This is a genomic window from Nocardia sp. NBC_01503 (assembly GCF_036327755.1).
In the GTDB taxonomy this organism is placed as follows: Bacteria; Actinomycetota; Actinomycetes; order Mycobacteriales; family Mycobacteriaceae; genus Nocardia.
In genome coordinates, this window is sequence record NZ_CP109596.1 from 239,560 (window position 1) to 264,790 (window position 25,231).

A 25,231-nucleotide genomic window follows, 5' to 3' on the forward strand; every position below is an offset into this window, starting at 1 on the left:
TCACTGCAACGCGCCGTCGTAGTCGGGTAGTTTGAAGGTGGCCTGAGCGTGCCCGCCCGCGAGATCGGAGGCGCTGTTGCCGATATTCGCGACAATCGTGTAGCCCTTGCTCTCGATATCGATGCGGGCGCCGGTCTTGTACGACTCCAGCGCGCCCGCACCCGCGGATCCGGTGGTGAGCCCGCCGCCGTAGAGCCCGTCCACCGTGTAGCCCACCGCGGACAGGTTCGTCTGGGTGTAAATGCCCATGATCGAAGGTCGCCCGGTCACGAAAATGACTGCCGCGCCCTGCTGTTTGGCCCATTTCGTCAGCGCCAGCACCGGCGGGATGGCCGGGGTGATGATGCCGGGGTTGTAGCTGGTCTCCAGGCTCGTGTTGTCGATATCGAGCACGATGGCGGGCTTGGTCACCCCGGGCAGCGCGGCGGCGAGGTAGCTCTGCGCCTGGGTGGTGACGGCGGTGACATCGGCGATCCACTGACTGTAGCTGGGCTTGCTGCCGCCGCCCGACAGTGACGAGGAGCCGGAGCCACCACCCGAGAGCGAGGAGGATCCGGTCCCGCCGGACAGCGAGGAGGACCCGCTGTCCGCCAGCGCGGCGGCCGGAAAGGCAAGGGCGACAGCGACACCGAGGGCAACGCCTGCGTAAGAACTTCTCATGCCCCCGGACGGTATGCGTCGGCACACTTCGACGTGATCATGTTTCAAATTGTTGGCTTGTCGGGTTTTTCACTCCCACTCACCGGGATGCGCCGATCGAATCGCCTACGCGTTCGCCCCCACCAGGTTCTCCCCGCGCAACCGCTGCGAGATCACCTGGGTGATGCCGTCCCCGCGCATGCTGACGCCGTAGAGCGCGTCCGCGATCTCCATGGTCGGCTTCTGGTGGGTGATGACAATGAGCTGGCTCTTCTCGCGCAGCTGCTCGAACAGGCCGATGAGGCGGCGCAGGTTGGTGTCGTCCAGCGCGGCCTCGACCTCGTCCATGACATAGAACGGGGAGGGCCGCGCACGGAAGATGGCCACCAGCAGAGCGACCGCCGTCAACGACTTCTCACCACCCGAGAGCAGCGAGAGTCGCTTGACCTTCTTGCCCGGCGGCCGAGCCTCGACCTCCACACCGGTGGTGAGCATGTCACTCGGATCGGTGAGCAGCAGTCGGCCTTCACCGCCGGGGAAGAGTTTGCCGAAGACGCCGACGAATTCGCGCTCCACATCCTCCCAGGCTTCGGTGAAGACCTGCAGGATGCGGGCATCGACCTCGGCCACCACATCCAGGAGGTCCTGCCGGGCCTTCTTGACGTCCTCGAGCTGGGTGGCGAGGAAGTTGTAGCGCTCTTCCAGGGCCGCGAACTCTTCCAGCGCAAGGGGATTCACCTTGCCGAGGGTGGTGAGATCCTTCTCGGCGCGTTTGGCGCGGCGCTCCTGGGTGGCGCGGTCGTACGGCATGGGCTGCGGTTCGGTGACCTGGTCACCGCGCTCCTTGGCCTGTTCGTACTCGATCATCTCCAGCGCCGTCGGCGGCATGGGGTTGTGCGGACCGTACTCTTCGATGAGGTCGTCCAGCGCCACACCGAATTGTTCGGCGATATTGGTTTCGAGCTGTTCGATGCGCAGCGCGGCCTGCGCACGCGCCACCTCGTCACGGTGCACGGCATCGGTGAGCTGGGTCAGCTGCGCGGTGAGCGCGCGGGCGCGCTCCTTGGTCTGATCCACCTGTGCCGCGAATTCGGTTCGGCGGCGCACCAATTCGTCACGGCGCAGACCGGCCTGCGCGACCACCTGCTCCAGTTCGGCGGCGACCTTCTCCGCAGACTCGGCGACCACCGCGGCCACGGCGGCGGCCTGGCGGCGGGCGGCGTGCTGGCGTTCGGCGCGGGCCCGGTTCTCGCGTTCGGAGCGGGCGGCGCGGCGCAGTGAATCCGCTTTGCCGCGAACCGATTCCGCGCGCTCCTCGGCGGTGCGCACGGTCAGGCGCGCCTCCACCTCCATGGTGCGGGCCTCGGCGAGCGCGGCGGCGGCCTCCTCGCGGGCGTACCCGGCGGTCTCGGTACCGGCGGAGTCCGAATCCAGTTCGGAGCCTTCACCTTCCACATGCCGCAGGCGATCCTCGAGCTCGGCGAGCTTGGTGAGGGTCTCCTCGCGCCCGGACTCGGTCTCGGCGCGCTGGGCGAGCAGGCGTTCACATTCGCGCTGGGCGTTGCGCGCGGTCTGCCCGAGCCGGCCGAGCCGGTCGTAGATGGCCACCAGCGCCTGATCGGATTCGTGCAGGGCGAGCAGGGCGTGATCGACGGCTTCCTTGCGATCGGTCTGCTCGGCGAGCGCCCCGGAGAGCGCGGCCTCGAGCTCCTCGGCCTGGCGCTGCCAGGATTCGAGTTCGCCCTTGGCGGAGTCGATATCGGCCTGCACCTCGAGCTGTGAGGGTGCGCGATCGGAGCCGCCGAGCACCCAGCCCGCACCGGTGAGATCGCCCTCGCGGGTGACCACGCGCAGTTCGGGCCGGACGGCGATGACCTGTGCGGCGGCGTCGAGATCCGCGGCCACGGCGATACCGGTGGTGAGCGCGGCGATGGCCCCGCGCATGTGATCCGGGCAGTCCACCACGTCCGCGAGCCAGCGCGCAGCACCGGGCAGTTCGCCACCGTGACGCGAATCAGCCTGTGCCGCACCGGCATACACCAGCGCCACGCGGCCGCCGTCGGCCTCCTTGAGCGCCCGCACCGCGGCGTGCGCGGACGGCCCGGTATCGGCGGCGACGGCGTCGGCGAGCGGCCCGAGCGCGGCGGCAACCGCGGCCTCGAAACCACCGTGCACGCGAATCAATCCCGAGAGCGGTCCCAGCAGTCCGTCCGCGCGATGCTCGAGCAACCAGGCCGCACCGTCACGACGCGCCAAACCCATGGTGAGCGCCTCGATGCGCGCGGTCAGCGATGCGACGCGTTTACCGGCCTCGCGATCCTTCTCACGCAGTTCGGTCACGCGCTGATCGGCGAGTTGCAGGGCCTCGGCGGCATGCTCGTACTGGGCGTCCAGTCCGGCCTCACCCGAGTCGAGTTCGCTCAATTCCTCCTGGACGGACTCGAATTCGGCGTCCGCGGCCGATCCGCGCTGGCGGGCCTCGGCAATGGAGGCCGAGATGCGGGTGATCTCTCCGTCCACCGACTGCGCCCGCGAGCGCAGGGTGTCGACCTGTCCGGAAAGCCGGGCCAGCCCCTCCCGGCGATCGGCGATGGCGCGCACGGCGGCCAGATGCGCCTGTTCGGCGGCCTTGGCGGCCTGTTCGCGCTCATGCAGCAGGTCACGCGCGGCTTCGAGGGTCTCGGTGGCGATCTCGACGGCCTCGACGAGTTCGGCCTCCTCGGCCTCGACCCGGTCGGCGTCGCGTTCGAGCTGCTCCGGATCGCGGCCTTCGCCGGTGGGCTGTTCGATGGTCAGATTGCGCGCGCGATCGCGGGCGATGCGAATAGTGGCATTGACACGTTCTGTCAGCGCGGAGAGCTGGAACCAGGTCTGCGCCGCCGCCTCCGCACTCGGGGTGAGCCGGGAGAGTTCGAACTCCTGTTGGGCCAGTGCGGCATTGGCGGCGTCCAACTCCGCGTGCACATTGACCTGTTGTTCGCGCGCGTAGGACTCTTTGCTCTGCTGACTCTCCAGCTCATTGCGCCTGGTCACAAGGTCGTCGGCGGCCAATCGCAGGCGTGCGTCGCGCAATTCCGATTGCACGGTCGCCGCCCGCCTGGCCACCTCGGCCTGCCGCCCGAGCGGTTTGAGCTGGCGGCGCAGTTCGGTGGTGAGGTCGGTCAGGCGGGCCAGATTGGCCTGCATCGCATCGAGTTTGCGGACCGCCTTCTCCTTACGGCGGCGGTGTTTGAGCACGCCAGCGGCCTCTTCGATGAAGGCGCGGCGGTCCTCGGGCCGGGATTCGAGAATGGCCGAGAGTCGGCCCTGGCCGACGATGACATGCATTTCGCGGCCGATACCGGAGTCGCTGAGCAGTTCCTGCACATCCATGAGCCGGCAGGAGTTGCCGTTGATCTCGTATTCACCCGCGCCGTCGCGGAACATGCGGCGGGTGATGGAGACCTCGGAGTAGTCGATCGGCAGCATGCCGTCGGAGTTGTCGATGGTGAGCGTGACCTCGGCGCGGCCCAGCGGCGCGCGCCCCGCGGTCCCGGCGAAGATGACGTCCTCCATCTTCCCGCCACGCAGCGCTTTCGCGCCCTGCTCCCCCATCACCCAGGTCAGCGCGTCGACGACGTTCGACTTGCCCGAACCATTGGGCCCCACCACACAGGTGATGCCCGGTTCCAACCGCAGTGTCGTCGCGGACGCGAAGGACTTGAATCCCTTCAGCGTCAGACTCTTCAGGTGCACAGCCGCCCAGGCTACCCGGTCGAAGCCGATTGCCCCGAGTATGCCGAGTACGCGTCCGGCTGGGCGATCGACCAGGTTATGGTCGCGGGAGTGGGCCGCGTCCCGATCCGGCGCGGCCATGACTTGCGACACGTCCACGAGGTGGGAATTCGTCGGATGTACCGAAGATCAGGTACTGTCTTGCTTGTTGCAACTTTTGGTTCTCACAGACTTCAGTACGCGCCTGCTGACCATCACGCAGGCGCGCATTTGTGTTTCCAGTGACTCCTGACGGCGTCATTACAGCGACATCAGATCCGCAAAGTGCGGGTCGCACCAAACAAAGAGGAGAGTCAATCGTGGCTACCGGTACCGTGAAGTGGTTCAACACCGAAAAGGGCTTCGGCTTCATCGAGCAGGATGGTGGCGGCCCTGACGTGTTCGCCCACTACTCGAACATCGCCGCGCAGGGCTTCCGCGAGCTGACCGAGGGCCAGAAGGTCTCGTTCGACATCGCGCAGGGCCAGAAGGGCCCGCAGGCCGAGAACATCACCCCTGCCTAATCAGCAGGAGTTCGAACGGCGGCCCGGTGTACTTCGGTACACCGGGCCGCCGTTCGTTGTATCCGGGTTACGCCTTGCCATAAAGTGATGGCGGGTGCCAGCACATTTGCCAGCGGGAGCGAGGCGGTGAGATGGTTGGCATCGAACCTTCGCACAAGGAGTACCCGTGGACCTCGACTGGTCGCCCGCTGAACTGGCGTTTCGCGATGAAGTGCGCCACTTCCTCGATGAGAATCTGACACCCGAATTGCGGCGCGCGGGACGGTTGGCCACCAGCGTCTACCCGGACCATGAGGCCAGCATGGCGTGGCAGCACATCCTGCATGCCAAGGGGTGGGCCGCGCCCGCCTGGCCGGTGAAGTACGGCGGCTGCGACTGGAGCCTGACCCAGCACTACATCTTCGGGCGCGAATGCACCCTGGCCGGCGCACCGAACCTGTCCCCCATGGGGATTCGGATGGTTTCGCACGCCATCATGGCCTTCGGCACGGCGGCGCAGCAGGAGTTCTTCCTGCCCCGCATCCTCACCGGTGAGGTGTTCTTCTGCCAGGGCTACTCCGAGCCCGAGGCCGGATCGGATCTGGCATCGCTGTCCATGGCGGCGGTGCCCGATGGTGAGGATCTGGTGGTCACCGGCTCCAAGATCTGGACCACCCATGCCACCGAGGCCAATTGGATCTTCGCGCTGGTGCGCACCTCCCGGCAGGCCAAGAAGCAGCAGGGCATCACCTTCGTGCTGATGGAGATGGACAACCCCGGGATCCAGATCCGCCCGCTGGTCATGACCTCCGGTGAGCAGGTGCAGAATCAGGTCTTCTTCGATCAGGTGCGGGTACCCAAGGCGAATGTGCTGGGGCAGATCGACGACGGCTGGACGGTGGCGAAGTTCCTGCTCAATTTCGAGCGCGGCGGCGGCGCGGCGGCGCCGGCGCTGCAGGTGATGGCGGAGGAGCTGGCGCAGGCCGCACGCACCCAGCCCGGCCCCAATGGCGGTGCGCTGCTGGATGATCCGGCCTTCGCGGCCAAGCTGGCAGATGCGCGAATGCGTGCGGATGTGCTGGAGATTCTCGAATACCGCACGCTCGCACTGGTTTCCAGTGGCAAGGATCCGGGACCGGCGGCCTCCACCATCAAGATTCTGGGCACCGAGCTGAGCCAGGCCCTCACCGAGCTGGCATTGGAGGCGGCCGGTCCGCGCGGTCGCGCGTATCAGCCGCACGCCACCATGCCGGGTGGTCCGATCGCCGACTTCACCCCGCCCGCGGACGGTTTCGTCTCGGGGCAGGAGTGGCAGGCGGTCGCACCGCTGCGCTACTTCAACGACCGTGCCGGTTCGATCTACGCCGGTAGCAATGAGATTCAGCGAAATATCATCGCCAAAGCGACCCTGGGACTGTAGCCATGGATTTCTCCTTCACCGCTGAACAAGAACTGCTCCGCGATACCGTCACCGAATTCCTCGCGGCCCGCTACGACATCGAAAGCAGCCGGGCCGCAGCGCGCCTCGGCGCGGGCTGGCAGCCACAGGTGTGGCGCGGACTGGCCGAGGAGGTCGGCATCCTGGGCGCGGCGCTGCCGGAATCGGTCGGTGGTATAGGCGGCGGGGCCGTCGAAACCATGATCATCGCCGAGGCGCTCGGTGGCGCACTCGTGGTGGAACCGTATGTGGACACCGTGGTCGTCGGCGGCGGTCTGCTCCAGCGCGCCACCGGCAAACGCGCCGAGGATCTGCTCGCCGGGATCGCCGAGGGTTCGGTCATCATCGGCTTCGCCGGGCTCGAACCCCAATCCGGTTACGACTACGGCAATGTCGCCGCCACCGCCGTGCGCGAGGGTGAGGACTGGCTGCTCACGGGCGTGAAGACGGTGGTCACCTCGGCCCCGCTCGCCACCCAGCTGCTGTTGACCGCCACCATCGACGGTGAGATCGCGCTCTTCGCAGTGGATTTCGATGCCGCGAACCCGCCCGCCGAGCTCACCGTCGAGTCCTACCGCACCATCGACGAACGGCCCGCCGCCGACGTGACCTTCCAGAATCTGCGCCTGCCGGCGGATTCCCTGCTGCTGGAGCGGGCATCGGAGGCGGTGGCCGCCACCGTCGACGAGGCCATCGCCGCCATCTCGGCCGAGGCGGTCGGGGCCATGCGCAAGGTGGTCGCCGATACGGTCGATTACACCAAGCAGCGGCAGCAGTTCGGCGTCCCCATCGCCAGCTTCCAGGCGCTGCAGCACCGCATGGTGAATATGCATCTGGAGCTCGAACAGGCCATTGCCGCAACGTATCTGGTGACATTGAAGCTCACCGGCGATCCGGTCGAGCGCGCCAAGGCCGCCGCCGCCGCCAAGGCCACCATCGGCCGCGCGGCCCGGCTCATCGGCCAGGAGGCGGTGCAGCTGCACGGTGCCATGGGCATGACCGAGGAGCTCGCCATCGGCCACTTCTTCAAACGCCTCACCGCCGTGCAGTACGAGTACGGCACCACCGCGCATCACACCGCGCGCTACGCCGCGCTGACCCGGCCCTGATCCTGGTGTGACGGGCCGCACAGGCGCGGCCCGTCACGTCCGCGCGCGCTGTCTCGTCCAATGGATGTACCGAACCCGATCGGCACGTCACGAAAGGACGAGCACATGTCACGAATGAACCTGGCAGCGGTCGCACCCGAGGTCTACCAGGCGTGGGTGGCCGCCGAGACCGCGATTCGGCGCGGCCCGCTCGACGCCACGGTCCGTGAACTGGTGAAGATTCGCGTCTCCCAGATCAATCGGTGCCTGTTCTGCATCGAGATGCACACCACCGAGGCCCGCAAAGAGGGCGAGACCGAGAAGCGCATCTACCACCTGACCGCCTGGCGCGAATCGGACCAGTTCACCCCCGCCGAGCGCGCCGCCCTCGAATACGCCGAGGCCGCCACCGAACTCGGCGAGCACGGCGTCTCGGACGAAACCTGGGCGCAGGTCGAGAAGAACTTCGACGAGGGCCAGCGCGCGGGCCTGGTAGCGATTACCGCCCAGATCAACCTCTGGAACCGCCTCGGCGTCCCCATGCGCCTCTACGAAGCGGACTAACCCGTCTCGCCGGATCGACATCCCCGTCATGCCGGGATGACGGGGGTGGCGGTCCCGCCGAGATCGATCGGTGAGAACCGGTATCGTTTAACGCAATTCATATATGTGGCGCGCCGGGAAGCCTGGTCGGCATTCGGTCCGAGACCTCGGGCCGGATTCGAGCCGGGAGTTTCGATGACGCCGCGCTATTCGATCTTGACGTATTCTCTTCGCGTGATACCTGGCCGCAGCGTCGTATCCTGCAATTATGCATGCCGCTCAGATGGCCGAGGAATACCCGGTGATCGATTTGGACTCAGATGCGATGGATGCGGCGAGGTTGCTTGCCGAGCATCGACTGCCCGGGATTCTGGTCACCGACGCGAACGGGGCACCGCATTCGGTGCTGCCCGCCTCGCAGGTGGTGTTGTTCATCGTGCCGAAGTACGTGCAGGACGATCCGTCGCTGGCTGGGGTGCTGAACGAATCCATGTGCAATCAGGTGGCGAATCGGTTGCGCGGCAAGAAGGTTCGCGATGTGATTCCGGAGCGGCTGACCAAGATTCCGGCGGCGCAGGCGGACGACAACACCGTCGAGGTGGCGGCGCTGATGGCCAGGTACAAATCGCCGCTGATCGCGGTGCTGGACGGCAAGCGGCTGATCGGTGTCATCACCGCCTCGCGGCTGCTGGAAGTGGCGTTGAACAACTGAACCCGCGGCGGTCCCGGTGACCGCCGTCGCCATCGCGGTCTTCGCGGTGGCGTACACGCTGATCGCCTCCGAGCGCGTTCACAAGACCACGGCCGCGCTGGCCGGTGCCGGTGTAGTGGTCGCCGTCGGGCTGATGACCTCCGATGACGTCTTCTTCTCCCGGGAGACCGGCGTCGACTGGAATGTCATCTTCCTGCTGCTCGGCATGATGATCATCGTCGGCGTACTGCGCCAGACCGGTGTCTTCGAGTTCGCCGCGGTGTGGGCGGCCAAGCGCGCCAAGGGTTCCGCGCTGCGGGTGATGATCCTGCTGACGCTGATCACCGCGATCGCCTCGGGGTTCCTGGACAATGTGACCACGGTGCTGCTCATCGCCCCGGTCACCCTGCTGGTCTGCGAGCGCCTGGACGTACCGCCCGCGCCGTTCCTGATCGCGGAGGTGCTGGCCTCCAATATCGGCGGCGCCAGCACCCTGATCGGTGATCCGCCGAACATCATCATCGGCAGCCGGGCGGGCCTGTCGTTCAATGATTTCGTCTTCAATCTGACCCCGATCGTGCTGATCGCGCTGGCGGTGTTCACGCTGCTGCTGCCGCGTCTGTTCCGCGGTTCGTTCACCGTCGATCCCGAGCGCGCCGCCGACATCATGCTGTTGAACGAGCGGGAGGCGATTCGCGATCCGAGGCTGCTGATCAAATGCGCCGCGGTGCTGGCGGCGGTGTTCGCGGGGTTCTTCGGGCACTCCCTCTTCCATATCGAGCCGTCGCTGGTGGCGCTGCTGGGCGCGGGCGTGCTGGTGCTGATATCCGATCTGCCGCAACGGGATTACCTGGTGGCGGTGGAGTGGGAGACGCTGCTGTTCTTCGCGGGCCTGTTCGTCATGATCGGCGCACTGGTGAAAACCGGTGTGATAGCCCGCATTGCGAGCTGGGCGACCGACCTCACCGGCGGAAACGCGCTGGTGGCAACGATGCTCATCCTGGGTGTGTCGGCGGTGTTGTCCGGTGTCATCGACAATATTCCGTACGTGGCGACCATGAGCCCGCTGGTGGCCGAGCTGGCCGGTTCCATCGATCACCCGGGGCAGTCGCAGGCGCTGTGGTGGGCGCTGGCGATCGGCGCGGATTTCGGTGGCAATCTCACCGCGGTCGGCGCGAGCGCGAATGTGGTCATGCTCGGTATCGCCCGCCGCTCGGATCACCCCATCTCGTTCTGGGAGTTCACCCGAAAGGGCGCGGTGGTCACGGCCGTGACCGTGGCGGTGGCCGCGCCCTACCTCTGGCTACGGTATTTCGTGCTCGCCTGATCACCCGTCGAGTCCTGTTCGCCGGGACATTGGCCACATTCCGGTGAAGATTCGTGCGGCGACTGGCAAATTCACGGCTACGGATACCAGAATGGTCGCCGCCATGTCCTTATCCAGCACCGATCAGCCCTCGCCGACAGCGCCGGACAGCGACCCCCAGGCCGCACCGGCGCCGAGCCCCGGTTCCGGTACCACGGACCGCGCTCCGGGCGTGTACCGGCACGACCTGGACGGTCTGCGCGGTATCGCCATCGCCCTGGTGGTGATCTTCCATATCTGGTTCGGCCGGGTCTCCGGCGGCGTGGACGTCTTCCTGGTGCTCTCGGGCTTCTTCTTCACCGGCATGCTGCTGCGCCGCGCGGACGGCGGACCGGTCGGTGTGCCCGCGACCATCCGGCGCACGCTGCGGCGGCTACTACCCGCCATGGTGGTGGTGCTCGCGGCGGTCGTGATCGCGGCGGTGCTGCTGCTACCGCACACCCGCTGGACCGATATCGCGGCGCAGACGCTGGCCTCGCTCTTCTACTACCAGAACTGGTACCTGGCGCTGTCCTGGTCGGACTATCTGGCCGCCGACCCGTCGGTGAGCCCGCTACAGCATCTGTGGTCCATGTCGGTGCAGGGCCAGTGCTATCTGGGGATGCTGCTGATCATCGCGGCGACCGCCTGGCTCGCCCGACGCGGCCCCGCGATCGTCCGGCGGGTGGCCCCGGTGCGCCGGGTGCTGAGGTCCGATCCGGTGCGCCGGATCGTCCAATCCGCCACCGCGCGCCGGGTGCTGCGGGCGGCCGGACCGCAGGGCGGGCTGCGCATCACCCTCGCCGTCCTCTTCACCGTGATCGCGGTGATCTCGTTCCGCTATGCCGCCGAAGGTGTTTCGACCCAGCAGGGCTGGAACTACTACGACACCTTCGCCCGCGCCTGGGAGCCCCTCACGGGTGCGCTGCTGGCCATTGTCGCGCCGATGCTCAACCCGCACAGCCTGATTCGAGCGGCCTACGCCTGGGCGGGTATCGCGGCGATCGTGGCCTGCGGCTGGCTGGTGAACGGTTCGGCGGTATTCCCCGGTCCGGCCGCGCTGATTCCGGTGCTGGCGACCGCGGGTCTGATACTGGCGGGAACCGGCTTGGCCACCGCCGGACAGCCTTTGGTGAATCGCCTGCTGGCCAGCGCGCCCATGGTGGGCCTGGGTGGCTTCGCGTACGCGCTGTACCTGTGGCATTGGCCGATGCTGATCTTCTACCTGGGTGAGCGGCATGAGCGCGCGGCCGGTGCGCTGGGCGGGCTGATGATCATCGTCGCCTCGTTCGTACTGGCCTATGGCACACACCGATTCGTGGAGGAGCCGCTGCGGCTGCGGTCCACACCGACCCTGCCGGCGCGGGCCCGCATGCTCACCGGCGTCGCGGTCAGCACCGTCGGTGTCCTGCTGCTGGGATCGACCCTGGCCTGGCAGTGGAGCAATGGCGCGAAGGCGCATGCGGTGGGCGAGCTCGATCCGGCGAAGTATCCCGGCGCGGCGGCGCTCACCGACCACGCGCTGGTACCGCGCGCACCCATGCGGCCGACCATGGAGGAGGCCCCCGCCGATATCGCCTACCCGACCCGGGACGGCTGTATCGCCGACTTCGACACCCGCTCGGTGGTCACCTGCGTCTACGGCGACGCGAACGCGCATCGCACCATTGCCGTGGTCGGCAATTCCCATGCCGAACATTGGATTCCGGCGCTGCAGATCGCGGCGGAGAAGTACCGCTTCAAGGTCACCGTCTATCTCAAGATGGGCTGCCCGCTCACCGTGGCGGAGGAGCCCATGTACAAGGGCCAGCACAATCCGGACTGCAAGGACTGGTCGCACGATGTGATCGAGCGGCTCGGCGACGAACGCCCCGACTTCGTCTTCACCACCGGCACCCGCCCCGCCGACAATGGCGGCGACGAGACGCCGCAGGACTATCTCGACGTATGGCAGGCGCTCTCCGATCGCGGCCTGCAGGTGCTCGCCATTCGCGATACACCGTGGTTGCGCCGCAACGGTATTCGCTATCGCGCCATCGACTGCCTCGCTTCGGGCGGTAATCGCCTGGAATGCGGTATGAAGCGACCGGACGCGCTCTCCGCGGTCGATCCGGCCCTCGCCGCCTCGGACGATTTCCCCAATGTGCATGTGCTGGATCTGAACAACGCGGTCTGCGAACCGGATACCTGCGCCGTGGTGGAGGGCAATATCCTCGTCTACCACGATGAGCATCACCTCACCGCGAGCTATTCCCGTTCTCTCGCACCGGAACTCGAGCACCAGCTACAACCGATCCTGCACTGGTGGTGAACCGACTCCCAAGGGCGACAACTGATATCGTGCCGTCGGGGTAACTCGTGGGGTACCCCCGAAATCGTATCGGCTCGTAACCGCCGGCACGCGTTGGTAGCTGTAAACGGCACCCGAGCCGGGCGCTGAAGTCCCGGGGAGGCGGCACAGTGAACGGCGGGGGTTTTCCAATCGAGATAGTGCTGGCGCTGATCGGTATCGCGGTACCGGTTGCGGCCTTCATCTGGGAATTCGTGCTGGTGGGGCGCAAACGCCTCGGCTATCGGGTGCAGATGGATACGCCGGTCACCGGTGAGATCGAATCCGTATTCCCGGGTGTGCTACCGCAATTGCGCCCCGACGGGACCGGCACACCACCGGATCTGCAAGACCTGTCCGTGGTGTTGATGCGTATCGAGAACAATGGCGCGACCGATATCGACAATGGCGACTACGCGGTGCCCGATGCGGAACCGGTCGGCGTGCACATCCACTTCCCGAATCGGCGCGTAATCGGTATGGCGGTCACCGAACTCAGCGATGACACCCTCGGCGACAGTCTGCGCCCGGGAACGGGAATCGGCACGCGCGAGGACGCCGCGCACCGGGTGGGCATCATCGACCTGCCCAAGGTGCCGTTGAATCGCGGTGACCACTACAAGATCCTGGCGATTCTGCAGCGCAGCAGTGGCTCGGGCGAGTATCCCCCGCCGACCGTGCGCGCCAAACTCAAGGGTGGCCGGGTCGCCGAAACCCGAAGCAACTCCGGACGTTCGCCTCGACTGCTGGCGCTGATCGGCTTCCTGGTGGCGGTGGTCGCCATCCAGTACGTGGTCGGTACGGGCACCGATGACGCCCCGGTCAACGCCGACTGCACTACCGGCAAACTCACCCTGGTGGGCTCTTCGGCATTCGAACCGGCCATCCGTGACGCCGCCGCCGCGTACCAGCGGCTCTGTGCCGGAGCGGATTTCGGCTTCGAGTTCGACGGAAGTGAGCGGGGCCTGAGCCGGGTTGACGACGAGGGTAAGGACAACCCGGCACTGCTGGCGATCAACGACGGCCCCAAGGGCGTCGGCTATCCGAATCTGCAACCGCGCACGCTGGCGTTGTCGCTGTTCACCGTGATCGTCAATCCCGGTGTGGGGGTGCGCGATCTGAGTGTGCGGCAGATCCGCGATATCTATGCGGGCCGGGTGGACAACTGGCAGCTGGTCGGCGGCCCGAACCTGCCTGTGCGCGTGATACATCGGGCGCTGGGCTCGGGCAGCCGGGAAACCTTCCGCGCCCGGGTACTGGGTGACGAGCAGCCCCCTGCGCCGCCCGCCACCAGCTGTCGCACCATCCTCGCCACCAATCCGCCGGGCGCGTCCTTCTGCGAGGTCCCGGTCACCAAGGACATGCTCAAGGCCGTGGCGGAGGTTCCCGGTGCCATCGGCTACGCCGAGAACACCGATGCCGCAAAGGCTTCCGATGTGCAGGCGGTGACCATCGGCGGCCACTCCGCCACCCGCGAACAGGTGCTCACGCACACCTATCCGCTCTGGAATGTCGAGTACGCCTACAGCAACGGCGAACTTCCCGCCGATTCCCTCGCGGCGGCCTTCCTGCGGTACCTCACCGACCTCCAGGGCAAGGACGTATTGCGCTCGTACGGCAATACCCCGTGCACCGAACTGGCGAACCCGACCAGCTGCCAGCCCACGTCCTGAATCGGCTCAGCTGTCGGACTGCTCGTACAACTCGACCCACACCGCGAAGTTGTTCAGCAGTTCGACGATGCGCCAGCCGTTCTCGGTGAGCCGAACGGGTTCGGCGATCTCGAGCGGTTCATCCCAACTGCCGGTGCCGTCGGTGGTCACCAGCCCGTAGGCCGCGACCACCCGCAGCACCCGGGACACCCCGGGGCGGCGCAGACTCAGCGCCGAGCGCAGCTCGCGCACCGTATGCGGTCCCCATGCCAGCAGATCCAGCAGCTCGACCACGCCACGGTGATTCACCACCTCGCGCAGTACGCGCATCTCCTGTGCCTGGTCTTCCATCGAAACCGCTGCCTCACCTTCGATGCCAATTTCCTTGCAGCACAGACGTTATGCGTGTCACCGGCGCTCGACATCCACTCTTGACGGGACCCATGCGCCCGGGCCCGGCATATTTACCCGATCAATACGCAAGGGCCACAGTCGCCCTCGTGAACGAAGCGACTGTGGCCCTGCGGTCCCACCGGCCGATACCGGCAGCTTTCTAGGCGCGGAACGGGTACTTGCCGTCCAGGTCGAGGTTGAGTTCGACCACGTTCACGCGGGGCTCGCCCAGGAAGCCGAGGGTGCGGCCGTCCGTGTGCGCATCCACGAGGGCGCGCACCTGGTCCTGGGAGATATTGCGGGCCTTGGCGATTCGGGCGATCTGGATATCCGCGTACGCCGGGGAGATGTGCGGGTCCAGACCGGAACCGCTGGCGGTCACGGCATCCGGCGGTACGGCCGACTCGGCGGGGGCGTCACCGCGGATCGGGACGATGAGCCCGGCCGAGTAGTCCTCGCCGTCGGCGGCGCACTCGACCGTGACGCCCTTGTACGCCTGCTGGAACGGAGTCTTGGTCACCGAGCAGAACTCGTTGACGCTCACCACCTTTTCGGGGTGATCGATCTGGCCGTTGGTCTCGCGCGGCCCGATGACCGACAGCACCGCGCCCACCCCGCCGGGGGTGCAGAACGGACGGCTGCCATCCACGCCCTCGAGCTCACCGATGGTCTTGCTGCGGGTGCACACGGTAGTCAGCAGGCCGGTCTTGTCCGGCGCGCTGTCCACGATGTTCTCCGGGCCGAGGTTGCTCGCGCCCGTGGAGGTCGGGTCGTAGCCCGCGGTGCCCGCGGCGGAGGGACGGCTCTGGAAGTACTGCACCAGGGCATTGCCCTTGTCATCGGTGAACGACTGCCCGATGAGGCTGGAGCCGACCGTCACGCCGTTGCGTTCGATGAGCGAACCCTCGGCGTTGTCCTTCAGGCCGGGCAGCTGTGCGACCGCGAAAACCGCCAGCGGATAGATGATTCCGGTGATCGCGGTCAGCACCAGTAGCGCGCGCAGGGCCGCCACATGCTGCCGGATCCAAGTTGACATGCGCATTTCAGGACATCCCGGGGAGGAATTGGACGACGAGGTCGATCAGCTTGATGCCGATGAAGGGGGCGATGATGCCACCCACGCCGTAGACGGCCAGGTTGCGGCTCAAGAGCTTCGAGGCTGCCGCGGGCTTGTAGGCCACGCCGCGCAGCGCCAGCGGAATCAGCACCACGATGATGATCGCGTTGAAGATGACCGCGGACAGGATCGCCGACTGCGGGCTCGCCAGTCGCATCACATTGAGCATGTCCAGGCCGGGGTACAGCGCCACGAACAACGCGGGAATGATCGCGAAGTACTTGGCGATGTCGTTGGCGATGGAGAACGTGGTCAGCGCACCGCGGGTGATGAGCAACTGCTTGCCGATCTCCACGATCTCGATGAGCTTGGTCGGGTCCGAGTCGAGGTCGACCATATTGCCGGCCTCTTTCGCGGCCGACGTACCCGTGTTCATCGCGACGCCGACATCCGCCTGGGCGAGTGCGGGCGCGTCGTTGGTGCCGTCACCGGTCATGGCGACCAGGCGGCCACCGGCCTGCTCCTTCTTGATCAGCGCCAGCTTGTCCTCGGGAGTGGCCTCCGCGAGGAAGTCGTCGACGCCCGCCTCGTCCGCGATCGCCTTGGCGGTCAACGGATTGTCGCCGGTGATCATGACGGTGCGAATGCCCATCTTGCGCATCTCGTCGAAGCGCTCGCGCATACCCTGCTTCACCACATCCTTGAGATGGATGACGCCGACCAGGCGGGCCTTACCGTCTTTGGCCTCCGCGACCACCAGCGGTGTGCCGCCGGAGGCGGAGATACCGTCCACGGTCTGGCCGACCTGATCCGGAATCACCCCGCCCTGGGTACGCACCCATTCGGTGACGGCACTGGCCGCACCCTTGCGCAGCTGATGCCCGTCGGCCAGGTCCACACCCGACATGCGGGTCTGGGCGGTGAACTCCACCCAGGTCGCGCCGGTGAGCTCACCGGGGGTGCGCTCGCGCTTGTTGTACGCGGTCTTGGCGTACACCACGATGGAGCGACCCTCGGGGGTCTCGTCGGCGAGGCTGGAAAGCTGTGCGGCATCGGCCATTTCGTCGGCGGACACACCCGGCATCGGCACGAAATCCGAAGCCTGACGGTTACCGAGGGTGATGGTGCCGGTCTTGTCCAGCAGCAGCGTGTTCACATCACCGGCGGCCTCGACCGCACGGCCCGACATGGCCAGCACATTGCGCTGCACCAGCCGGTCCATACCGGCGATGCCGATGGCCGAGAGCAGGGCGCCGATGGTGGTCGGAATCAAGCAGACCAGCAGCGACACCATGACGATGCCGGTGATGCCATTGTTGTCGAGCGCCAAGCTGTCCGGCACGCCGGGCAGGTTCACCTTGGAGTAGATGGCCAGCGGCTGCAGGGTCGCCACCGCGAAGACGAAGATGATGGTGAGCGCGGCGAGCAGGATGTTCAGCGCGATCTCGTTCGGCGTCTTCTGCCGCGACGCGCCCTCGACGAGCGCGATCATCTTGTCGATGAAGCTGCCGCCCGGCTCCTGGGTGATCTTGACGACCACCCGGTCGGACAGCACCGTGGTGCCACCGGTGACCGCGGAACGGTCGCCGCCGGACTCACGGATGACGGGTGCGGATTCACCGGTGATGGCCGATTCGTCCACCGAGGCAATACCTTCGACGACATCACCGTCACCCGGGATGACCTGGCCCGCCTCGACGACGACGAAGTCGCCGCGTTGCAGTTCGGCCGCCGCGACCCGCTCCTCGACCACCCGTGCGCCGGGCGACCAGTCGGCCAGGCGGCGAGCGACGGTGTCGGTCTTGGCTTTACGCAGGGTATCGGCCTGCGCCTTACCGCGACCTTCGGCGACGGCCTCCGCCAGGTTGGCGAAAAGCACTGTCGCCCAGAGCCATACGACGATGGCCCAGCCGAAGAACGACGGGTCGACGACGGCGAGGATGGTGGACCAGATCGCGCCGATCTCGACGATCAGCATGACCGGGTTATGCCACAGCGTGCGCGGGTCCAGCTTCTTGAAGGCGTCCGGCAACGACTTCAGCAGCATCTGCGGATCGAACAGTCCGCTGGTGACCCGGCCCTTGGGCGATGACGCGTCCGGCGTCACCGCGGGTTCAATGGTGGGAGCAGACATTTCAGTGGATTCCTTCGGCGAGCGGCCCGAGCGCCAGCGCGGGCAGGAAGGTCAGGGCCACCAGGATCACGGTCACGCCGACGACCATGCCGACGAACTGCGGCCGATGGGTCGGGAGCGTGCCGATCGATTCCGGCGTCGTGCCCTGCTGAGCCAGCGAACCGGCCAGTGCGAGAACGAAGATCATCGGCAGGAAGCGGCCGAAGACCATGGCCAGACCGAGCGCGGTGTTGTACCACTCGGTATTACCGGTCAAACCGGCGAAGGCCGAACCATTGTTATTGGCCGCGGAGGTGAAGGCGTACAACACTTCCGACAACCCGTGTGGTCCCGAGTTCGCCATACCGGCGCGCTGGCCGGGCATGGCCATGGCGACGGCGGTGCCGATGAGCACGATGAGCGGGCTGATCAGGAAGTACGACGCGGCGAGCTTGATCTCACGCGGGGTGATCTTCTTGCCCAGGTACTCCGGGGTGCGGCCGACCATCAGGCCCGCGATGAACACGGTGATGACCGCCAGGATCAGCATGCCGTAGAGACCCGAGCCGACACCGCCGGGCGCGACCTCACCGAGCTGCATATTGAACAGCGTCATCATGCCACCGAGGCTGGTGTACGAATCGTGGAACGAGTCCACCGCACCGGTCGAGGTGAGCGTGGTCGCGGTGGCGAAGGTCGCCGAATTCGATACGCCGAAGCGGGTTTCCACGCCTTCCAGCGATGCGCCGATCGCGGTCGGGACCGTGCCGTGGTGCTGCAACTGGAAGAGATTCATCAGTGTCAGCGAACCGATGGCCAGCACCGACATGACCGCCGCGATGGCGAAACCCTGCTTCTTGCTGCCGACCATGCGCCCGAAGGTGCGCGGCAGCGAGAAACTGATCACCAGCAGCAGGAAGATCTCGATCCAGTTGGTCCAGGTGGCCGGGTTCTCGAACGGGTGTGCGGAGTTGGCGTTGTAGAAGCCGCCGCCGTTGGTGCCGAGTTCCTTGATGACCTCCTGGCTCGCGACCGGACCACCGGTAATGGTCTGCGACCCACCGGTTATGGTCTGCGCCACCTGATCGTGCACGTGGAAGTTCTGGATCGCGCCGCCCGCGATGAGCACGATGGCGAAGAGGAACGCCAAGGGCAGCAGAATACGGATGGTTCCCCTCACCAGATCCACCCAGAAGTTGCCCAGATCGCCGGTGTGCCTGCGCGCGAAACCGCGCACCAGGGCCACCGCGACCGCGATACCGACCGCCGCGGAGACGAAGTTCTGCACCGCGAGTCCGGCCATCTGCACCAGGTGGCCCTGGGTCGATTCGCCGGAGTAGTTCTGCCAGTTCGTATTGGTCACGAAGCTGACCGCGGTGTTCCAGGCCAGCGCCGGGGTCATCTCGGTGCCCGGATCATTCAGGTGCAACGGCAGTTTGCCCTGAATCAGCTGAAAGAAGAACAGGAACAGAATGCTCACGGCCGAGAAGGCCAGCACGCTGCGCGCGTAGACGCCCCAGGTCTGTTCCACCCCGGGCTGCACGCCGATGGCCTTGTAGATGCCACGCTCGGCGCGGGAGTGCTTCTCGCTGCTGTAGACCCGGTACATGTAGTCGCCGAGCGGTACATGCACCAGGGCCAGCGCGAGGATCAGGGTCGCCGCGAAGACGATCCCCGCTGTTGTCGTGCTCACTTAGAACCTCTCCGGGTACAGCAGCGCCGCGATGAGATAGACAGCGACGCCAATGGCCAGAACCAGACCGATAATGTTCTGAGTCACAGCCGCTCCACCCCGCGCTGGATCAGGCCGAGCAGGGCGAAAATCGCCACGGTCAGCACGGTGAACACCACGACGGACATGTATCGAAACCTCTCTCTAACAGACGCCGCACCTCAGGTGCGACGGAGCGAGTCAAGCGTTCGATTGGGCCATATTCGAGGGCATTTACGCCTTCTTAGCGTCTCGCGCCTTCGCCTTGACGCTCCGCTTACAGGCTCGGCTCGGTGTGTCGAAACATCGGCGTGGCGGGGGTCGTCCGTAACCTCGATCAGGCCGGACGAAACGGAGGCCCCATGTTCGAACGCGCACTACAGAAGTCCGTGGAATTGGTGCTACGCGGCGGCACCGGACTACAGGCTCCGCTGGCGGCGAAGTATGTCGACCGCCTGCACCGCAAACATCCGGACCGCTCCCCCGCCGGGATCGAGCAGGGTCTGGAGCTCCGCTATCTGACGATCGTCACCGTCAGCGGCACCCTAGCGGGGCTCTCGGCCGCGGTGCCCGGGGTGGGCACCCTCATCGGATTGGCCGTCAGCGGCGTCGAATCCGTGTTCTTTCTGGAGACCTCGGCGCTGTACGCCGCATCGGTCGGGGCGGTGCACGGTATGAACGACCTCCCCGCCAAACAGCGCCGGACCCTGGTTGCCGGGGTGGTGCTGGGTGAGAGCGGAGAGGAACTGCTCGGCAAGCGGGCCGGGCAATCCGCGCGCGACTGGGCCACCACCGTCGCCGATCATCTCCCGGTGGTCCGCTCCATCGACAACGCCATGGCCAAACGCTTCATCGTCCAGTTCATCGTCAAACGCGGCGTCCTCATGTTCGGCAAGACCCTGCCCGCGGGTATCGGCGCGGTCATCGGCGCCGTCGGTAATCGCGCCCTCGCCAAGTCCGTGATCGCCAATGGGCAGCGCACTTTCGGCCAGGCACCGGCCACATGGGACAAAACGTTCGCCGCGAATTAGCTTTGGCACGATAGGTCACCTCTCGAGCCGCGTCCGGTCATAACCCGGCCCCTACAGTTGGCGACGGTTCTGGGAATCGTGTGGGTGACCAGACCGCTTCGAGGGGTGGAGGTCTCGCCTCGCAACTCCCGGTGGCTGACTCAGCGGGGCGAGCCCTCCACCGAAGCGCCCGCACGTCGGATCGAACGGTGTAGCCGGGATCACGACGCGCGGGCGTTAAGAAAGCGTCAGTACCAGCCTCTTCGACGAAATCGGCGGTAGAACAGGAAAGTCCGGTCCGATCGATCGGGCGTCACCGCCGAAGAACGAGGAGCGATCGTGCCGGACATCATTCCGATGCTGGTGGTATTCGGATTTCTGGCTGCCGCGCTGTTGCTGCGCGTTATCGCCGGTGCGCAACCCACCCGCCTGCGCGTCCGCGCGGGCCGAACGGGTTTTTCCACTCCGCACGCGATGATGGACGAGTGAGACGCGGTCAGCTACGGATCTATCTGGGTGCTGCCCCGGGCGTGGGCAAAACCTTCTCGATGCTGTCGGAGGCACATCGGCGGCTCGAACGCGGTCGCGATGTGGTGGCGGCCGTGGTCGAGACCCATGGGCGATCCAAGACGGCCGAGATGCTCGCGGGCATCGAACGGATTCCGCCGCGCATGATCGAGTATCGCGGGACCACCCTGCCCGAACTCGATGTGGAGGCGGTGCTGCGGCGCGCCCCCGCGGTGGTGCTGGTCGACGAGCTCGCGCACACCAATGTGCCGGGCGGCAAGCACGAAAAGCGTTGGCAGGACGTACAGGAGCTACTGGACGCCGGGATCGATGTGGTCTCCACGGTCAATGTGCAGCATCTGGAGAGCCTCAACGACGTGGTCGAGCAGATCACCGGCGTGGTGCAGCGGGAAACCGTGCCGGACTGGGTGGTTCGCTCCGCGGATCAGGTCGAACTGGTGGACATCACCCCGGAGGCGTTGCGGCGCAGGCTCTCCCACGGCAATGTGTACGCGGCCACCAAGGTCGACGCGGCACTGCGCAATTACTTCCGGCCCGGCAATCTGACCGCGCTGCGCGAACTCGCGCTGCTGTGGCTGGCCGATCAGGTGGACGCCGCCTTGGCGAAATACCGTGCGGACCACAAGATCACGGACACTTGGGAGGCACGCGAACGCCTGGTGGTGGCCGTCACCGGCGGCGGCGAATCCGAGACCATCGTGCGCCGGGCCAGCCGGATCGCGGCCAAATCCAGTGCCGAACTCATCGTGGTGCACGTGGTCCGCGGTGACGGGCTGGCCGGGGTCTCCACCCAGCGCCTGACCCGGCTGCGCGATCTGGCCACCGGCCTGGGCGCGAGCCTGCACACCGTCACCGGTGACGATGTCCCCACGGCGCTACTGGATTTCGCGCGTCAGGTGAACGCGACCCAGCTGGTACTCGGCACCTCGCGGCGCTCACGCTGGGCGCGCATGCTCGACGAGGGCATCGGCGCGACCGTGGTGCAGGAGTCCGGCAAGATCGATGTGCACATGGTCACCCACGAGGAGTCCAATCGCGGCTTCCGCTGGTCCTCACTCGCCCCGCGCGAGCGCAAGCTCGGATCCTGGTCCGCCGCACTGCTGGTGCCCTCGCTCATCTGCCTCGTCACCGGATTGTGGCTGGACCGCTGGCTGGATCTGGGCGGGGAGAGCGCCCTGTTCTTCATCGGCGTCATCGTGGTGGCGCTGTTCGGCGGCGTGGCCCCGGCGGCATTGTCGGCCTTGCTCTCGGGTGTCCTTTTGAACTGGTACTTCACCGAGCCCCGACACAGCCTCACGATTGCCGAGCTGGACAATCTGCTCACCATCGTGGTGCTGCTGATGGTGGCGGTCGCGGTCGCCGCGCTGGTGGATGTGGCGGCCAAACGAACCCGCGAGGCGCGCAAGGCCTCTCGGCAAGCCGAACTGCTGACGCTGTTCGCGGGCGCGGTGCTGCACGGCGCGGATCTGCCGGACCTGCTCGAGCGGGCCCGCGAAGCCTTCAGCCAGGAGGCTGTCAGCCTCATCACCGATGAGGCAATGGTGGCCTCGGTCGGCGAGGATCCGCCGACCGAGGTGATCGACGCCTTCACCGCCATCGAAGCCGGCGACGATACGCACTGGCTGCTGCTGCGCGGGCGCGCGCTCAGCTCCGGTGACCGGCTGGTGCTCGGTGCGGTCGCGAATCAGGCGGCGGGACTGGTGCATCAGAAGCAGTTGCAGGCCGAGGCGGGTGCCGCACAGGCGGTGATGGAGGCCGACAAACTGCGCCGCGCACTGCTGTCCGCGGTCAGCCACGATCTGCGCACGCCACTGGCCGGCGCCAAGGCCGCGGTCTCCAGCCTGCGCAGTGTGGATGTGGAGTTCTCCCCCGAGGACACCGCGGAATTGCTGGAGACCATCGAGGAATCGGTGGATCAGCTGACCGCGCTGGTCGGCAATCTGCTGGACTCCTCGCGGCTCGCGGTCGGCGTGATCAAACCGCAGATGCGGCGAACATACCTCGATGAAGTCGTGCATCACGCGCTCATGGGCATGGGCACCCGTGGGCTGGGGCGCGTAGCCATGAACCGGGTGAAGGTGGAGGTCGGCACCCTCTGCGTGCGTGCGGACGGCGGGCTGCTGGAGCGCGTGCTGGCCAATCTCATCGACAACGCCGTGCGCTACTCCCCCGGCGACTCACCGGTGCGAGTCACCGCCGAACACACCGGGCAACGCGTAGCCATTACGGTGGTTGATACCGGTCCGGGAGTTCCGACCGGTATGGAAGATCAGCTCTTCGAACCCTTCCAGCGGCTCGGCGATCGCGACAACTCCACCGGTGTGGGCCTGGGCCTGTCGGTGGTGCGCGGTTTCGTCGACGCCATGGGCGGCACCGTGCACGCCGAGAACACCCCCGGCGGCGGTTTGACCATGGTGATCGATATGCAGGCATGCGATGAACAGGAGAACGAGTGACGAACGCGGCGCCCGCGCCGACGAAAGTCCTGGTGGTTGATGACGAACCGCAGATCCTGCGGGCCCTGCGCATCAACCTGTCGGTGCGCGGCTACGAGGTGACCACGGCATCCACCGGGGCCGCGGCCCTGCGCGCGGCCGCCGAGAAGCATCCCGACGTGGTGGTGCTGGACCTGGGCCTGCCCGATATGGACGGCATCGAAGTCCTTGCCGGACTGCGCGGTTGGACCACCACCCCGGTGATCGTGCTCTCCGCGCGCACCGACTCCTCCGATAAGGTCGAGGCCCTGGACGCCGGCGCGGACGACTACGTCACCAAACCCTTCGGCATGGACGAGCTGCTGGCCCGGCTGCGCGCCGCGGTCCGCCGCTCCTCCGGCACCGCCGACACCTCCGAGCCGGTAATCGAAACCTCTTCCTTCACAGTGGATCTCGCCGCCAAGAAGGTCACCCGGCACGGCCGCGACGTGCACCTCACCCCCACCGAATGGGGCATGCTCGAAATGCTGGTCCGCAACAAGGGCAAACTCGTCGGCCGCCGCGAAATCCTGCGCGAGGTGTGGGGTCCGTCCTACGCCACCGAAACCCATTATCTGCGTGTGTATCTCGCGCAGTTGCGGCGCAAGCTCGAGGACGATCCGTCACAGCCCAAACACCTGCTCACCGAGGCGGGAATGGGTTACCGCTTCCAGGTGTGAGAGTCAGCGGGTCAGGCGCAGGGGTAGTGACTTCAGACCGTTGTTGAGGTTGGAGCGGATGCGGCGGGAGTCGCCGGTCTGCTCGATCTTCGGGAACCGGGCGAGCAGCTCCTCGAAGAAGACCCGCCCTTCCAGGCGGGCCAGATGCACGCCCAGACAGAAGTGCTGGGCCAGACCGAAGGACAGGTGCGGGTTGGGGTTTCGGCGGATGTCGAAGCGCTGCGGATCGGTGAATACCTCTTCGTCCCGATTGGCGGAGGTGTACCACATGGCCACCTTGTCGCCCGACTTGATCGGGACGCCGCGGATTTCGGTGTCCTCGGTGGCGGTGCGCCGGAAGTAGTGCAGAGGGTTGGCGTAGCGCAGGATCTCCTCCACCGCACCGGGAATCAGTTTGGGGTCCGCGCGCAGCGCCGCGAGCTGGTCCGGATGCTGGAGCAGCAGCTCCACTCCCGACGAGAGCATGGTTTTGGTGGTGTCGTTGCCCGCGACCACCAGCTGCGTGAAGAAGCTGCCGAACTCTATGTCGGACATGGCCTTTCCGCCGAACTCACCGGCGAGGATGAGAGAGGTGAGATCGGCCCGCGGCTCCCCCGCGCGGCGCGCCATGGCGAACTGGATGGCGTAGATCGCCATCTTGGTCATCTCGGCGGTCACGTCGAAATCGCCGACCAGCTCCGGATCCTGTTGGCTGGTGGACTGTTCCGCCCACTGCCGGATATCGGTCCAGTCCGCGGCCGGGATACCGAAGAGTCCGCCGACCACCTGACTGGGCAGCACCCCGGCGATCTCGTGCACGAATTCCACGTCACCGTCGATGTTTTCGAGAAGTTGGCGGGTCAAGGCGCGGACCCGGTCCTCCATTTCGCCGATCACCCGGGCCTTGAAATGTTCGGCGAGCGGTCGACGGTATTCGGTGTGCCGGGGCGGGTCCATCATGAGCAGCATGTTCCTGGTCTGCTCCAGCCGTTCGGGCGGCTGATTCTCCAGGATCACGCCCTCGCGCTCGGCGGAGAAGAGCAGTGGATTGCGCGCCACATGGGCCACATCCGCGTGTTTGAGGATCGCCCAGTATCCGGGCTCGCCGGGCATGTCCTGCCAATACACGGGTTGTATCCCGCGCAATTCGGCGAACATCTCGTGGATCGGACCATCCACATAGAGTTCGGGATCGTAGATGTCCAGGACGGTGCCCACGGCCCACCTCGGCATTCGCTTGCGGGTGTCTGACTTTCGATTCGGACGCTAACCGCGCCGAGGCGGGCGCGGTGAGCGTTTCGGACC

Annotated in this window: 20 protein-coding genes; 12 read left to right on the forward strand and 8 right to left on the reverse strand. The window is 66.5% G+C overall.

From position 1 onward, the window contains the following. Positions 1-660 (reverse strand): HAD family acid phosphatase, encoded by a 660-nt coding sequence (locus OHB26_RS01000; RefSeq protein WP_330182350.1) that lies wholly within the window; start codon positions 658-660, stop codon positions 1-3. A gap of 105 nt (positions 661-765) precedes the next feature. After that, the gene (smc, locus tag OHB26_RS01005) at positions 766-4,374 is read right to left on the reverse strand and encodes a chromosome segregation protein SMC (RefSeq protein WP_330185448.1); all 3,609 of its coding nucleotides are present in this window, start codon (positions 4,372-4,374) and stop codon (positions 766-768) included. A gap of 338 nt (positions 4,375-4,712) precedes the next feature. On the opposite strand from smc, the gene OHB26_RS01010 reads away from it, so the two are divergent. The 8 genes from OHB26_RS01010 (at position 4,713) to OHB26_RS01045 (ending at position 14,002) form a co-directional block, all read left to right on the forward strand. Continuing rightward, entirely contained in the window at positions 4,713-4,916 is a 204-nt protein-coding gene (locus OHB26_RS01010; protein ID WP_067574676.1) for a cold-shock protein, read from the forward strand. 166 nt (positions 4,917-5,082) lie between these two features. After that, positions 5,083-6,315 (forward strand): acyl-CoA dehydrogenase family protein, encoded by a 1,233-nt coding sequence (locus tag OHB26_RS01015; protein ID WP_330182351.1) that lies wholly within the window; start codon positions 5,083-5,085, stop codon positions 6,313-6,315. A 2-nt stretch (positions 6,316-6,317) separates the two neighbouring features. Continuing rightward, entirely contained in the window at positions 6,318-7,442 is a 1,125-nt protein-coding gene (locus tag OHB26_RS01020) for an acyl-CoA dehydrogenase family protein (protein WP_330182352.1), read from the forward strand. Between the two features lie 105 nt (positions 7,443-7,547). Next, positions 7,548-7,985 carry a carboxymuconolactone decarboxylase family protein gene (locus OHB26_RS01025; protein WP_330182353.1) on the forward strand — a complete coding sequence of 146 codons (438 nt, stop codon included), beginning with the start codon at positions 7,548-7,550 and terminating at the stop codon, positions 7,983-7,985. 247 nt (positions 7,986-8,232) lie between these two features. Continuing rightward, positions 8,233-8,676 carry a CBS domain-containing protein gene (locus OHB26_RS01030; protein ID WP_330182354.1) on the forward strand — a complete coding sequence of 148 codons (444 nt, stop codon included), beginning with the start codon at positions 8,233-8,235 and terminating at the stop codon, positions 8,674-8,676. Between the two features lie 16 nt (positions 8,677-8,692). Beyond that, entirely contained in the window at positions 8,693-9,982 is a 1,290-nt protein-coding gene (locus OHB26_RS01035) for an ArsB/NhaD family transporter (RefSeq protein WP_330182355.1), read from the forward strand. Positions 9,983-10,085: 103 nt separating this feature from the next. Further along, positions 10,086-12,311, forward strand: a complete 2,226-nt coding sequence (locus tag OHB26_RS01040) for an acyltransferase family protein (protein ID WP_330182356.1) — start codon at positions 10,086-10,088, stop codon at positions 12,309-12,311. Positions 12,312-12,490: 179 nt separating this feature from the next. Beyond that, positions 12,491-14,002, forward strand: coding sequence for a substrate-binding domain-containing protein (locus OHB26_RS01045; protein ID WP_330182357.1), 1,512 nt, complete (start codon positions 12,491-12,493; stop codon positions 14,000-14,002). 6 nt (positions 14,003-14,008) lie between these two features. On the opposite strand, the gene OHB26_RS01050 is transcribed toward OHB26_RS01045, so the two are convergent. The 5 genes from OHB26_RS01050 to kdpF form a co-directional block, all read right to left on the reverse strand. Beyond that, a complete protein-coding gene (locus OHB26_RS01050; RefSeq protein ID WP_330182358.1) occupies positions 14,009-14,332 on the reverse strand; it encodes a hypothetical protein in 324 nt (107 codons plus the stop codon). A gap of 202 nt (positions 14,333-14,534) precedes the next feature. Further along, positions 14,535-15,416, reverse strand: coding sequence for a potassium-transporting ATPase subunit C (locus OHB26_RS01055; RefSeq protein ID WP_330182359.1), 882 nt, complete (start codon positions 15,414-15,416; stop codon positions 14,535-14,537). A 1-nt stretch (position 15,417) separates the two neighbouring features. Further along, complete coding sequence (kdpB, locus tag OHB26_RS01060) at positions 15,418-17,565, reverse strand: potassium-transporting ATPase subunit KdpB (protein WP_330182360.1); 2,148 nt, start codon at positions 17,563-17,565, stop codon at positions 15,418-15,420. Position 17,566: 1 nt separating this feature from the next. Next, positions 17,567-19,237 (reverse strand): potassium-transporting ATPase subunit KdpA, encoded by a 1,671-nt coding sequence (kdpA, locus tag OHB26_RS01065; protein ID WP_330182361.1) that lies wholly within the window; start codon positions 19,235-19,237, stop codon positions 17,567-17,569. After that, on the reverse strand, positions 19,238-19,324 hold the full coding sequence (gene kdpF / locus OHB26_RS01070) for a K(+)-transporting ATPase subunit F (RefSeq protein ID WP_245678172.1): 87 nt from the start codon (positions 19,322-19,324) through the stop codon (positions 19,238-19,240). A gap of 293 nt (positions 19,325-19,617) precedes the next feature. On the opposite strand from kdpF, the gene OHB26_RS01075 reads away from it, so the two are divergent. The 4 genes from OHB26_RS01075 (at position 19,618) to OHB26_RS01090 (ending at position 23,947) form a co-directional block, all read left to right on the forward strand. Further along, positions 19,618-20,286, forward strand: a complete 669-nt coding sequence (locus OHB26_RS01075) for a hypothetical protein (RefSeq protein WP_330182362.1) — start codon at positions 19,618-19,620, stop codon at positions 20,284-20,286. A 318-nt stretch (positions 20,287-20,604) separates the two neighbouring features. After that, the gene (locus OHB26_RS01080) at positions 20,605-20,754 is read left to right on the forward strand and encodes a hypothetical protein (RefSeq protein WP_330182363.1); all 150 of its coding nucleotides are present in this window, start codon (positions 20,605-20,607) and stop codon (positions 20,752-20,754) included. Continuing rightward, positions 20,751-23,249, forward strand: coding sequence for a sensor histidine kinase KdpD (locus tag OHB26_RS01085; protein ID WP_330182364.1), 2,499 nt, complete (start codon positions 20,751-20,753; stop codon positions 23,247-23,249). The genes OHB26_RS01080 and OHB26_RS01085 overlap by 4 nt, the downstream gene beginning before the upstream one ends. Beyond that, on the forward strand, positions 23,246-23,947 hold the full coding sequence (locus tag OHB26_RS01090; RefSeq protein WP_330182365.1) for a response regulator: 702 nt from the start codon (positions 23,246-23,248) through the stop codon (positions 23,945-23,947). The genes OHB26_RS01085 and OHB26_RS01090 overlap by 4 nt, the downstream gene beginning before the upstream one ends. Positions 23,948-23,950: 3 nt before the next feature. Here the strand turns inward: OHB26_RS01090 and OHB26_RS01095 are convergent, their stop codons facing one another. After that, positions 23,951-25,144 (reverse strand): cytochrome P450, encoded by a 1,194-nt coding sequence (locus OHB26_RS01095; protein ID WP_330182366.1) that lies wholly within the window; start codon positions 25,142-25,144, stop codon positions 23,951-23,953. Positions 25,145-25,231 lie beyond the last annotated feature (87 nt).

Coding starts and splice junctions, on each gene's coding strand:
- OHB26_RS01030 (WP_330182354.1), top strand. CDS start 8,233: ATGCATGCCGCTCAGATGGCCGAGGAATACCCGGTGATCGATTTGGAC.
- OHB26_RS01055 (WP_330182359.1), bottom strand. CDS start 15,416: ATGCGCATGTCAACTTGGATCCGGCAGCATGTGGCGGCCCTGCGCGCG.
- OHB26_RS01000 (WP_330182350.1), bottom strand. CDS start 660: ATGAGAAGTTCTTACGCAGGCGTTGCCCTCGGTGTCGCTGTCGCCCTT.
- kdpB (WP_330182360.1), bottom strand. CDS start 17,565: ATGTCTGCTCCCACCATTGAACCCGCGGTGACGCCGGACGCGTCATCG.
- OHB26_RS01025 (WP_330182353.1), top strand. CDS start 7,548: ATGTCACGAATGAACCTGGCAGCGGTCGCACCCGAGGTCTACCAGGCG.
- OHB26_RS01020 (WP_330182352.1), top strand. CDS start 6,318: ATGGATTTCTCCTTCACCGCTGAACAAGAACTGCTCCGCGATACCGTC.
- OHB26_RS01040 (WP_330182356.1), top strand. CDS start 10,086: ATGTCCTTATCCAGCACCGATCAGCCCTCGCCGACAGCGCCGGACAGC.
- OHB26_RS01075 (WP_330182362.1), top strand. CDS start 19,618: ATGTTCGAACGCGCACTACAGAAGTCCGTGGAATTGGTGCTACGCGGC.
- OHB26_RS01050 (WP_330182358.1), bottom strand. CDS start 14,332: ATGGAAGACCAGGCACAGGAGATGCGCGTACTGCGCGAGGTGGTGAAT.